Origin of the sequence: Paenibacillus sp. 2TAB19 (genome assembly GCF_052115185.1) — a bacterium.
Taxonomy (GTDB): domain Bacteria; phylum Bacillota; class Bacilli; order Paenibacillales; family Paenibacillaceae; genus Pristimantibacillus.
This window is the reverse complement of the sequence record NZ_JBFRGE010000004.1, coordinates 20892-33155: the sequence shown is the minus strand read 5'-3', so window position 1 is coordinate 33155 and position 12264 is coordinate 20892. Positions and strand designations below refer to the sequence as shown.

General features: G+C 52.3%; 8 protein-coding genes, 1 pseudogene and 1 riboswitch. Of the genes and pseudogenes, 2 read left to right on the top strand and 7 right to left on the bottom strand.

The annotated features are described in order from the left end of the window. Positions 1-9: 9 nt before the first annotated feature. Positions 10-711, bottom strand: coding sequence for a carbonate dehydratase (locus AB4Z33_RS02690; RefSeq protein WP_442048417.1), 702 nt, complete (start codon positions 709-711; stop codon positions 10-12). 194 nt (positions 712-905) lie between these two features. Between AB4Z33_RS02690 and AB4Z33_RS02685 the strand changes: the two genes are divergently transcribed. Next, complete coding sequence (locus AB4Z33_RS02685; RefSeq protein ID WP_442048416.1) at positions 906-2201, top strand: glycosyltransferase family 39 protein; 1296 nt, start codon at positions 906-908, stop codon at positions 2199-2201. Between the two features lie 294 nt (positions 2202-2495). On the opposite strand, the gene AB4Z33_RS02680 is transcribed toward AB4Z33_RS02685, so the two are convergent. From AB4Z33_RS02680 to AB4Z33_RS02670, 3 genes and pseudogenes are all read right to left on the bottom strand, one after another. Then, positions 2496-4322 (bottom strand): APC family permease, encoded by a 1827-nt coding sequence (locus AB4Z33_RS02680; RefSeq protein ID WP_442048415.1) that lies wholly within the window; start codon positions 4320-4322, stop codon positions 2496-2498. A 97-nt stretch (positions 4323-4419) separates the two neighbouring features. Then, a riboswitch (cyclic di-AMP (ydaO/yuaA leader) is annotated at positions 4420-4616 on the bottom strand. Positions 4617-4816: 200 nt separating this feature from the next. Continuing rightward, on the bottom strand, positions 4817-6223 hold the full coding sequence (locus AB4Z33_RS02675) for a sensor histidine kinase (protein WP_442048414.1): 1407 nt from the start codon (positions 6221-6223) through the stop codon (positions 4817-4819). Next, positions 6224-6971: pseudogene (locus tag AB4Z33_RS02670) on the bottom strand (response regulator transcription factor). It abuts the gene before it with no gap. 155 nt (positions 6972-7126) lie between these two features. Here AB4Z33_RS02670 and AB4Z33_RS02665 point away from each other — a divergent pair. After that, positions 7127-7867, top strand: a complete 741-nt coding sequence (locus AB4Z33_RS02665) for a hypothetical protein (protein ID WP_442048413.1) — start codon at positions 7127-7129, stop codon at positions 7865-7867. A 98-nt stretch (positions 7868-7965) separates the two neighbouring features. Here the strand turns inward: AB4Z33_RS02665 and AB4Z33_RS02660 are convergent, their stop codons facing one another. From AB4Z33_RS02660 to AB4Z33_RS02650, 3 genes are read right to left on the bottom strand one after another with little or no spacing between them, the layout of a single operon-like run. After that, the gene (locus tag AB4Z33_RS02660; protein WP_442048412.1) at positions 7966-9123 is read right to left on the bottom strand and encodes a glycoside hydrolase family 88 protein; all 1158 of its coding nucleotides are present in this window, start codon (positions 9121-9123) and stop codon (positions 7966-7968) included. Continuing rightward, entirely contained in the window at positions 9120-10601 is a 1482-nt protein-coding gene (locus tag AB4Z33_RS02655; protein WP_442048411.1) for a hypothetical protein, read from the bottom strand. Before AB4Z33_RS02655 ends, AB4Z33_RS02660 begins: the two co-directional genes overlap by 4 nt. After that, positions 10580-12172 carry an ABC transporter substrate-binding protein gene (locus AB4Z33_RS02650; protein WP_442048410.1) on the bottom strand — a complete coding sequence of 531 codons (1593 nt, stop codon included), beginning with the start codon at positions 12170-12172 and terminating at the stop codon, positions 10580-10582. The genes AB4Z33_RS02655 and AB4Z33_RS02650 overlap by 22 nt, the downstream gene beginning before the upstream one ends. Positions 12173-12264 lie beyond the last annotated feature (92 nt).

Genomic DNA, 12264 nt, shown 5'->3' with positions numbered 1-12264 from the left:
ATTAAGAATTCATTTCTGCCGCCGCGATTCGGCTGCAAGGCCGCAGGAGCAGCGCCGCTCTCCGAACAGCATGCTGTAGCTTGCCGGAAAAGCTTGGTTCACGCGCTGAACCTCCTTCGCGAACTGTTGCTTCTCCATCGGCAATAGGCTAAGACCATCGGCTTTCGATTGCATGTCGATCACAGCCCCAGGTGGAACGAACCGATTATCTGCGACACGGACACCGCCGGTTACGACGGCGTGATTGGAAACAAATACGCCGCTGCCCAGCTCCGCATCGAACACGAGCGCATGGAAGCCGACAAACGAGCCCACCCCGAGCAGCGCAGGTCCGTGGATGATCGCGCCATGTCCGCACGTAACCTCCGAATCAATATAGATTGAATAGCGACTGCCTCCGACCGTTACGTATTCATCCTTCAACCCGTGTAAAATAACGCCGTCCTGCAGATTCGTGCGATCGCCAATGTAGAACGGTGTCCCTTCGTCTGCGCGTATGCTTGCGCTAGGCGCCACGAACACCCCTCCCTTAATCGTCACGTCCCCGATAATGCTTACAAACGGACTAATGAACGCTTCCTTGCTTATGACAGGCACACGCGATACCGGTACGGTAGGCGTAACCGGGTTCGGACTTATGAACCGAACGAACAGATTATACGGACCCTCCGGCTTCAGGAAATGAACCATCGAACGAAACCCTTTTCCCATACCTGTCATCTCCCCTACTCACTAATAGCAGTAGTTAACTATATGTGTATAGAACGATAGCTTTCCCTAGTCGAAGTAACAATTTGGCAGATAAGTCCGTCTGATACCATATAACAGGAACTCATGCTACAATAAGTAATCCTGCGACGATGTTGTTCGCAGATTGTTTATAACAAGAAAGGTAGTGTTTCACCATGTTAACCAAATGGCGGTCATTCACTAGCTGCCACGCCCTTGTCCTAATCGTATCGTTCGTCGTCATCATAAGCACGTACATTACATTCAGCCAAGGCCATGACATGTATCTCGGAAGCTTCACCGAATATAACAACGATGACGTAAAATACATCCGCAGTGCAGAGACGCTTCTGCAGCATGGAATATTCACCTACCATGAGCCGGACGTATCTACCGTATTCATCATGCCGGGTCTTCCGTTCGTTCTCGCCTTTTGTATGAAGCTGTTCGGATATTGGGGAGGTATACAAGCTTTCCGCGTCGTGCAAATATTGTTTTTGGCGGGCACGATCGTTCTATTCTATTTATTCAGCCGTCGTCTGCTTAATGAACGGTTCGGACTTATTGCAGCGCTCTTATTCGCGCTCTATATACCGAACTATGTCGCTGCCAACCTCATTCTTACGGAGGTGCTCGGCCAGTTCTTCCTTTGGCTGTTTCTTTACGCCGGCTACTTGGCTGTCACACGGCATAGCTTGCCGTTATTCGCATTAGCTGCTGCAAGCTTGAGCCTAGGCATCTATGAGCGGCCTAACTTTGCCCTGCTTCCGCTCGTCTTCTTGGTGTACATGCTTATTCACGGCTACCGGGTGAAGCAGCTCATTAAGCCCGCCCTTGTCGTATCCGGCATCGTTCTACTGTGCATGTCTCCTTGGTGGATCCGCAACGCGATTGTTTTCCATGAGTTTATTCCGCTCACGTTGTCATCGGGTAATCCTTCGCTGCTTGGCTCTCAGCTTGAATGGCAGTATCCGCCGGGTGCAGTCGAGAAATTCAAGGACGACTTCGATAAGATCGCATCCGCGACCAATCGCATCGATTCGGATCGATTCCAGAAGGAGCTCGCCGTGAAAATTCGAAATTACGGCTTCCGAACACAGCCTATGACTTACCTTTGGCAATACACGGGGGATCGCGTCAATGATATGTTCAAAGTTCCTTATTACTGGAAAGAGATTTTCGGACTAAAGCCGCATTTCGTCAAATCAACGCATTTCGTTATGATCGGCATAGGAATCTTAGGCTTCATTATGACGTTAGTGATGAAAGTTCGACGCAAGGATTTGTCGCTCTTATGGTTAACGGCGCTGTATTTTATCGTAACGGCGCTTCCGTTCATCACCTTTTCGAGGTATGGGTATTTCCTCATGTCGTTCTTCATTATGTATGCCGCATTTGCCATTCATGCGTTCATACCGAAAGCGCAGTTGCACCCGAGTCGTGCCAAAAGCTCAAGCAGCTTGCACGGTTAAGCATACGAAGGTTGCCAATGCCAATACCATACCTAAATAACTGGAATTACTCCTTTTATTTTCGAGGCTGTAGGCCATTTCGGAGTAATAACTGGAAAAATTCCCGTTAATATCAGGCCTATCTGCAAATCGTCGCCATAGTGGAAAAATTAACGCCGGAAAACGGAGCTATTTCGTTCTCAAACCTAATAATTCTGAAATTAACGGGAGGAATTCCCGTTATTGATAACCCCACAATAAAGAGGCTGCCCATAAGTACGCTTATGGTGCAGCCTCTCCCTTTAAACCAACCTATTATTTTTTCAAATGATACGGAACGGTCGTTACGATCACGTCTTTGCGATGAAGCAGATTGGCTCGAATCATGAAGCTGGTCTGGTTGTGCAAAATATTATGCCAGCCCTTCTTCGGAATGAACTGCGGGATGACAACCGTCACCTGATAGTTCGACTCGCTTGCCTTACGCTGAACGGTATCGACGAACTTGAGCAGCGGATGGATGATCGTTCGATATGGCGAGTGGAGCGTCACCAACCTTACGTCAGGCATAAACTTCTCCCACTTCTCCTCGAATGCCGCTTCATCCTCCCGCTCGAAAGGAATGTACACCGCAATAATCTGTTCGGCTTTCAGCGACTTCGCGTAGTTGATCGAGTTCTCGACGACATGCGTAATGCCGGCTACCGGCAAAATAATGACGTTGCCCTCTATCGCAACTGGAGGCTCGCAGGTCGCCAGACGCAGCTGCTCCCCTACCGCTTCATAATGCTTCTTAATCCGCATGAACAAATAAATGATTAGCGGCAAGAATATGAGAATCGACCATACTTGCTCGAACTTCGTTAGGAAGAACATCATCGTGACAACGAAGCTAATGAGTGCGCCCGTCGCATTAATGATAAGCTTCGTTACCCAACCCTTCGGCTTCTCGCGAATCCACTTCACGATCATGCCCGTCTGCGACAGCGTGAACGGGATGAACACGCCTACCGCATATAGCGGGATGAGATGCTCCGTCTGCCCGTGGAACGTAATAATGAGGATGATGGACAGTACGCCCAAAATAATAATGCCGTTCGAGTAACCGAGCCGATCGCCCCTCACCGTGAACATGCGCGGAATGAACTTATCCTTCGCCAAATTCACCGCAAGCAGCGGGAAAGCCGAATAGCCCGTATTAGCCGCAAGAATGAGAATTAGTGCCGTCGTGCCTTGAATGAAATAATACATAATGTTGCGTCCGAACGTCTCTTCGGCGATCTGCGATACGACCGTCACTTCCACCTTTGGCGAAATCCCGTAATAATAAGCGAGCCATACGATACCGGAAAATAACACCGCAAGCAGCGCTCCCATCGCAACCAACGTCTTCGCCGCATTGTTCGGAGCAGGATCCTTGAAGTTCGGAATCGCGTTCGATATCGCCTCAACGCCCGTCAGTGCCGAGCTGCCCGATGCGAAAGCACGCAGCAGCAAGAACAAGCTAATACCCGCAACCGGCGTGCCAAGCGGCGGATGCAGCTCCGGCGATACGTGACCGGTAGCGATGTTGTAGATACCGACGCCGATCATGATGAACAGCGCCAGCACGAACAAGTACACCGGATAAGAGAGAATCGAAGCCGATTCCGTCACGCCCCGTAAGTTCAATATCGTGATGAAGATGACGAAGATCACCGCGATCAGAACTGTGTATTCGTGCAGGCTGGGAAAAGCCGACGTAATCGCGTCGGTTCCAGCCGATACGCTTACCGCAACGGTCAATATATAATCGACCAGCAGCGCGCCGCCTGATATGAGCCCCGGGAACAGGCCGAGATTTTGTTTCGATACAACATAAGCGCCGCCGCCATGCGGATAAGCGAAAATAATTTGTCGATACGATAAAATTAATGCCGTCAATAAAATCAATACGCCAATTGCAATCGGAACAGAATACCAGAACGCCGCTACGCCAATCGTCATTAGCACAAGCAGAATTTGTTCCGGACCATAAGCAACCGAAGATAATGCGTCCGAAGACAGAATAGCGAGCGCCTTCGTCTTAGCGAGCTTCTGCTCGCCTAGTTCCTTCGACTTGAGCGGTCGACCGATTAATAATCTTTTGATTGAAGCTAACATGCTGTCACCGCCGTCAATGAATGGTTTTCCTTAAAAAAGAGCACAACAAAAAAAGCCGCAGGGAAATCCCCGCGGCTATAAGACGAGCCGTAGTTGATTCACCTCTCCATACACGCTTACAAGGTTAGCTGACGGATTCGGGCGTTTAGAGTCGCCCTACCTCGAGCGAGCCTTCATAAAGGCAGCGACTCTCGGATTCACCCCGGCGACGTAGCAAGCTTTCGCTTATGCTGCGCGTCGCGATTGGTTCCCCTGCTTTCCGCTTCGAGAGCGGAAACTCAGCGATCGTGAATATATATTTTAGTGCATTACGATCATAGTCCTCTGGGAATGGAATGTAAACCAACGTTTTCGCTCAAATAACGTTAAAAAAGCGATAGAAAATCCATGAATGCGCATACATGACCGCAAGACGTGGCGCACGTCCCTGCTTTGCRCATTTTAATCGTTCAATCGCCACAATATCCGCTACACCCTTGATAATAATTAATTTATTAGACAACCGGGAAAGCAAGCGAGAATTCCGCTCCGCCATCTTTGCGGTTAGACGCTGTAATATGGCCGCCGCAGCGCTCGACAATCGCACGGGCAATCGCGAGCCCAAGCCCGCTTTCGCCGTCCTTGCCCTTCACGAAGCGATGGAATAAATACGGCAACAATTCCTCGGGAATGCCATTTCCGTCGTCGGATATCGACAATTCGACATGTCCCTTGCTGACGGCTGCGTGAATATAAATATGCTTGTTTGCATGGCGAACCGCATTGGACGAAATATTAAGCAGCGCCTGGAGCAGCTTATCCCGATCAGCCCTCACGAGCAGCTCTTCATGCTCATCGACCGATGGATGTAGGGACAGCTCTTTCTTAACCAACATCGGGTTCACGCGTTCGATCGTTTCGATAAGCAGTTCCTTGAGGCTGACCACTTCCGGTTCATAAATATCTTCCTCGCTGTCGAGCTTGGCGAGCAGCGTCATTTCCGTTACGATGTTTTTCAATCTTGCGCTCTCGCTTAATATGATGTCCAGTCCCTTATTAATGGATTCACCCTCGAATATGCCGTCCCGAATACCTTCCGTATATCCCGCAATGGACATTAACGGCGACTTCAGCTCATGCGAGGCGTTCTGGAAAAACTGCTTCTGCGCTCGGCTGAATCGATTCAGCTCTCCGGCCATTTCATGCACCGTACGCGCTACCGAGCCAATCTCGCCGCTTGCCTTCACAAGCTGCACGTCGGCGAACTGTCTGCCTTTCACCTTCGTCAGCTCTTCCTTCAGCCTCATTAACGGCTTAATAAGCTTTCTCGTAATGAGATGGCTGAGCACAAGCATAAGTACGCCGCCAATCGCGAATACGAGGAGCAGCCGTCCGAGCAGCGCCCGCTCGATTTCTTCGATTTTGCTGACGGAGGTCAGAAGCGTAAGCTTCCCTTGAGGGACGCTGGTGACGCTGGAAATATAACGGCTGTCGGTTCCGTCCCATATTTTTTGCAAGCTTACGGAATCAAGGTTCTCTACGGTCACCGCGCCTGCCACCGTTGCCTCCAGCTTGGCTGACGGCTGCAGTTGAAAGGAAACGGAAGGTGTAAATTCTCCTGCTTTCACATCTACATAATTGCCTTCCGCATCCGTCACAATGGCAGCTATGCCAGCCGCGGTCACAGGCGTAAGCGTCACGGATTCCGAAGCTACCGTCCCTTTATCGATCGATGAAACGGCCGACAACGTCGTAAAATGCTCAAGCGATTTCGTTATTTCGGCACTGACCTGAGCCATGTCCTGCTTCTGAGCGACCATGAAGTGATCCAGCAGCACATAATGAATAAGCACCGCAGTGATGGACAACACAATGACGAGCGCGACTCCAAAGGCAATATTGATTTGGTGGACAAGCTTCATCTATTCATTCACGCTCCGTTCCGTTCGCATGCGGTAACCGTGTCCCCACACGGATTCAATGGGGAGATGCTCGATTTTTTTGCGGATGCGTTTGATTAAATGATCGACAGCACGGTCGCTGCCGAAATAATCGTCGCCCCATACAAGCATTAACAGGTCGGATCTAGTGAAGGCGCGATTGGGCTGCTCGATGAACACTCTCAACATCGTAAACTCCTTGCTGGTCATCTCGACCTCCTCCTCTTGCCAGAACACGCGCCTCTCCTCCGGAAGCAGCGCCAACTCGCCTAGCTCCAGTCGCGATTTGGACTGTGCTGCGGTTAAAGCTCCTGACGGATTGCCGTCCTCGACTTGATTCCGTTTATACCAACGCTTCAATTGACGATTAACCCGGGCCACCAGCTCGCGCGGGCTGAACGGCTTCACCATATAATCGTCGCCGCCAAGCTCCAAACCTAATATTTTATCGACCTCCGTGTCCTTGGCCGAAATCATAATAATAGGCACCTCCGCTTCGTTGCGGATTCGTCTGCCACAGCTCGTAGCCATCCATGCCCGGAAGCATAATATCGAGCACCCATAGATCGGGCGGGCTTGTCCGCCATAGCTCCAACGCGTCCTCGGCCGTTTCAAGACCAACCGTCTCATACCCTTCCTTGCGCAAATACATTTCCACCAGATGGCGTATATGTTGATCGTCGTCCACGACGGCGATGCGATATTCGGTGATTGAAGCGTTCAATTTCATACCCCTCCACACAAGCCTTAGATGTAACAAGTATACCAAGCAGGCCTGGCCAATGGGGGCGTGCCATCGTTTTTCCACAAATACACCAACGTTATGCCACACTCGTCCTTTACTGTTAGAGCTGTAAGACAAACCGATTAGGAGAGTGAACCGATATGAACCACAAATTAGTTATTTCAAGAGCCGTCCTGTCATCCGCCTTGCTGCTGAGCGCCATTGCCGCTCCAACCTTGTCGAGCGCAGCCAGCGCCGGCGACAACCAAACAACGGTTTACGACACGAAGCACCAGCTGGCCACGCTGACCAAGGCAAGCTCGGTTGAAGCCGCTTCCGTCGTGTACAGCTTCAATAACCCCGTAGAGCTCGCCGAGCAATATGCGCCGGAGACGGTGCGGGCTTGGAAGAAAGCGCTGGAGCAATATGAGAAGCATGTCGGGACAACGGCTTCGTTCAAGAGCTCTACGCTCTCCGTTGAGGCTTTACCTGCACCTGCGGGGGAAGTAGCCACATTTAACATCAAAGACGGCATCCAGCTCACCAATATCGAAGAAGGCACGGTTGCGCTGCAATCCGTGAACGCTTCGGGGTCTGCTACAGAGGTTGAGCCTCTCGAACTTGCGAAGGCTGATAGCACTCCGATTAAGTTGGAAGCCGTGCAATTGAACGAGGGTGTTGCAAATATGAGCTTCACCGTCGGCGAAGCCGTTGAAGTCGCGGGAACTACGGCTGCTATTACAGCGGCGGGCGATGCTGACATGTCGTTCATTCGTGCCGAGATCGGTCTGGCGAAGGCCGTTCAGGCCGATGACGCAGAGGAAATCAAGCTGGCGTTGAGCAAGCTGCTGGAGCAATACGAAATTCAAATCGCAGAGTGGGAAGCGGCTGTTACGAAGTAACGCCGGGATTGCGAGCATGTCGATAAAAAGGTTAGAAGAACATACAGAGAGAAAACATTCGGACGTGAAGAGGCTGCCCATCGGGCAGCCTCTTCTTCCTACCAATACAATCGCCAATCCGTCATTAGCCTCGCAAGCGCCTCGAAGTAAAAGTAATCGCCCCAGATCGTGCACTCGTCGATGCCCATCCCTCTTGGCTTATTGTAGACCGCGTGCATCAAGACGCCATTCGAATGCGGATAATCCTTCGTCGTATAGCGTTTGGCCAACGACGACAGCATGCTTAGAGCGGCGTTATAATAGTGCTGTTTGTCAGGATCGTCTACCGGGAGCTGCTTCGCAAGCTCCAGCAAACCGCAGCATGCGATGGCCGCCGCGGAGCTGTCCCGCTCCTGCTCTATGCCTTCCGTGAAGATCAAATCCCAATAGACGATTCCGTCCTCGGGCAGTCGCGAAAGGAAGTAATCAGCCAGCGACTTCGACACTCCGATCAGCGACTCATCCTTCGTATACGCATAGCTCAGCATGAACCCGTATATACCCCAAGCCTGACCGCGCGCCCAGCAGGAGTCGTCGGCATAGCCTTGATGCGTATTGCCGTACTTCGGCGCTCCGGACAACACGTCCATATAGTACGTATGGTAAGATGTATGATCGGGACGGACGAGATAAGCGGCTGATTGCTTCACATGGGATCGCGCCATATCCGCATAACGCGCATCGTCCGTCTCTTCCGACGCCCAATACAGCAACGGCAAGTTCATCAAGCAATCAATGATCATTCTGCCGCACTGCTCGGGATCGTCCAGATCGCCCCATGCTTGAATGATTCCGGCCGCTGGAAAATACCGTTCCGCCAGCAGCTCGGCAGCTTTAAGCGCCATATCTCTAGCTTCCTTGCCGCCGGTTACCCGATAGCTCGCGACGGCAGACAAACTGTACAGAAATCCGAGATCATGGGTCTGGATCGCGATCCGCTCTTCGACCCGGCGCTTATAGCTCGGAAGCTGGCACTCGGCCGCCTCGCGATACCGGACTTCGCCGGTCAGCTCATACGCCAGCCATAGCATGCCCGTGTAGAAGCTGGCCGTCCAATCCTCGTTCACTATGGCGGGATAGACCAGTCCCTCGCTTGCCGGAGCAGGGAACAGTTCCGTGAACCGGGAAAGATTCTGATCCAGCTTCGCCAGCACGAACTTCGCCGCTTCCTGAAGCCTTTCTAGGTCTGATGCCGTCAACGAATGCGTCTGCGTCACGCTCCCTCGCCTCCCTTCTTCTTCACGAGCGACAGCTCGATCCGCAACGGGCTTCCCGACAGATGAAACCGCAGAAACGCCAGCTGCTCCTGGATCAGCTTTACTTGCACGCCTTCCGAGCTGCCGCTTAATTCGTAACCATTCAAGTCATCCCAATAGGCCAATCCGAACGGAATCGGCTTCCAATGGCCGATCTCGAACACGAGCCGAATATGATCTTCCATCTTCTCGTATTCGGTTACGAATACTTGCGGAAGGTCCTCCTGGAACTCGTCGTTCATATTCCCTTTGCCGATATAGCTGCGCAGCCTGTGCGGCCTGCTCTCCCCTTGAACGAACGACATTTGGCACTCATGGTCGTAGTAGAGGAAGGTCGTCGGCCAAGGCCCGCTCGCCGTACCGCCAAGCGTCATCGTATATTCGTTGACCGCGGGTCGAATCTCCGTATCGTGGGTCAGCATATACGCAGGGGCAGTCACTTMGTTATGCGCATGGTACAGCTCAATGGCTTTAGGGAGCGTCGTAAGCGTGACCGGATAGCTGGCAACATGCGAGAAGAACAGGTCGAGCATGCCCGCGCAGCCTTCGACGTCCGCAGCGGGAAATACCTTGAATCGGTCGGTATATTCCATCTCGTGAGCCTCCTGCTGCTGCAGAAAAAACACCTGATCATTATGCGCCGTATTGTCGAGGTAATCCTGGAATAGCTTTTTCCAATATTCTATATCGTTGCCCGTGCACAGGCCTGCGCGTAACACATCGTTCGGATCGGTGGAGTAGACGACGGGACTGCCCGAATGATACGTCGCGTTCAAGTCGCGCGCCGTCCACTCGCAGGCCACGATCTTCCCTTTGCCCGGATGCGGCGCTTTATATCGGCTGCCGTCGACGTACCAGGATCCCCATGGAATCCCTTTATGGGTAATGCCGTCCCACCAGACCTGCTCCCAGCAGTAGCCCCACATGCCTTTGAAATCCATCTCCTCCAACACTTGAATGAGCTCGTTGTATATTTTTCCCCGCGCCGCGACCTTCGTCTTCGCCCATGGGAAAGCTTCCTCCACGATCCGCCAGTCCCGCTCGAGTGCTTGCTTGAACTTCTCCTTCGACATGCCGGTATCCTCGATGAAAAAAGGACATTGCAGGATGACATCGTCGCCGAAGCGCTCGTGCCAATCCGTGATTCGCTCCGCAAGAACAGGCACGGAACTGCCGTTCACGATCCACGTGACGGGAATGCCGTGCTTGTGCGCAAGCTCGGCCGTCAGTTCGATGCCATCGACGGCTGTGCCCTTCCCCCAAGGCGTATCGTAATGCGACGCATAGCTGACGAACGTATAGATCAAATTTTCCGGTCTCAAGCCCTGCTCCCCCTTCATGTTGTCTGGCAAACAGAAGGGCGGCCGGAAGCCTTCGTTATAAGGAACGAAGCTCCCTGCCGCCCCATACCGACTGCTTACTTCTTGTTCTCCGCCCACCAGGCGTCGATTTGCGCTTGCAGCTCCGTTTGAATCTTCTCGATGCCTGCCGCTTTCAGCTTGGTATTGCGTTCTTCGAGTAGCTTAGCCGGATTTTTCACCGCGCCGGTGAAGATCGATTTGTACTCGGTTACGACGGCCGTAATTTGCGTAATTTCGTTTTTCACTTTCGCGTCGTCGAATACAAAGCCCATAAGCGGGAAACGCTTCGCCTCGTTATTGAAATTCTCCCAGTTAATATACAGATCGTCCGGCTGGCCGGGCTTCAGGTAGTTCAGCATTTGGTTGCCGATGACCCAGAACAAGCCGCTTGTGCCGTAGCCGGAATCGGCAATCGGTTCGATACGGTTGTCGCTGACCTTGTTGTAGTGCTTTCCTTCGATGCCGTTGACGATCAGGTTGATTACGTAAGGATCGGTGTGCAGGTAGTTAAGCACCATCATTGCACGGTCCGGATCCTTCGACGTTCTCGAGATGCCGAACATCGAGCCTGCGGCAAGATCCGTCGTGACGATCGGCTCTTCGACCACATGCGATACGTATTCGTTGCCGTTGTTATCGGCGTTCTGAAGATCGATGTCCGCGCCCGGCTTCCACGTCGCCGACTGCATCCATACTTTGTTCTGCTTCCGAAGCTCGCCGACTTCCGACGTGCTCGTGCCCGAGTCGGAGTTGACGTAGCCCTTCTCGTAAAAGTCCCGGTACAACTCGATTTCGGCTTTGTTGATGTCGACGATTTCTTGATCGAGAACCGACTTGACCTTCATGTCGGTCGACGTGTAGTCGAGCAGAAACATCGGCGTTTTGCCCGGAGTCGGACCGATCGGGCGGTAGTTGGAGCGCGTCTCGTACATCATGAAGCCGCTCGAGAAGTTGCCGGAGCCGCCGTTCAGGAACAAGTTCGTCATCTCCGGATTGTCTTGCTTCACCTTCTGGAACCAAGGCTCAAGGTCCGCTACCGTTTGGATCGTGTCGATCGGAATATTGTATTTCTCCACGAAGTCTTTGCGGTACGTGAACGCTTTGCCTTGCGTAATTTCTTTGTTCGTCGGAATCGCGTACAGCTTGCCTTTGAAGCGAGGCGCTTCGAGATACAGCGGATTGAGACGCTCCTTGATGCCTTGACCGTACTTCTCGAGAAGATCGTCGAGCTCGAGGTACGCGCCTTTCGTCACGTTGCCGAAGAAGTTCAGCCAGGAGGCCGCGAACACGAGGTCCATTTTCTCGCCCGTATTCATCATCAGCTCCGTGCGGTTTTTGTAATCGCTGGAAGCGATCGGCTGCAGCTTGACGGTTGCGTTGATTTTCTCTTTGAAAAACTTGTTGAGCTCCTCTTCGACGAGCGCGTCGTCCTTCTGCGGCGTGCCGAAGTACGTAATGGACACCTCATACGGCTCGAGCTTAGGCTCCTCAGATTCGGCGGGCTTCGCCGTCTCGGCCGGTTTGTCGGTGCCGTCGGCAGGAGCCGCGGTCGGATCGTTCTTCGACCCGTTGCCCGAGCAAGCCGATAGCACCATCGATAAAGCGATTACAATTGCGAGCATTAACATAAGCGGTTTTTTTTGCGTCATTGCTGTTAACCCTCCTATATTTGTTATTATAGCAATCGTTCGGCAGCTCCGGTTAGAGCTGCGGAACGCGAGTGCCCGATTCGTTGAGCCGG

What these genes read in the sequence shown, in the direction of transcription:
- AB4Z33_RS02690 (WP_442048417.1), bottom strand. Translation starts at nt 711, where the DNA reads ATGGGAAAAGGGTTTCGTTCGATGGTTCATTTCCTGAAGCCGGAGGGT.
- AB4Z33_RS02650 (WP_442048410.1), bottom strand. Translation starts at nt 12,172, where the DNA reads ATGACGCAAAAAAAACCGCTTATGTTAATGCTCGCAATTGTAATCGCT.
- AB4Z33_RS02680 (WP_442048415.1), bottom strand. Translation starts at nt 4,322, where the DNA reads ATGTTAGCTTCAATCAAAAGATTATTAATCGGTCGACCGCTCAAGTCG.
- AB4Z33_RS02685 (WP_442048416.1), top strand. Translation starts at nt 906, where the DNA reads ATGTTAACCAAATGGCGGTCATTCACTAGCTGCCACGCCCTTGTCCTA.
- AB4Z33_RS02665 (WP_442048413.1), top strand. Translation starts at nt 7,127, where the DNA reads ATGAACCACAAATTAGTTATTTCAAGAGCCGTCCTGTCATCCGCCTTG.
- AB4Z33_RS02675 (WP_442048414.1), bottom strand. Translation starts at nt 6,223, where the DNA reads ATGAAGCTTGTCCACCAAATCAATATTGCCTTTGGAGTCGCGCTCGTC.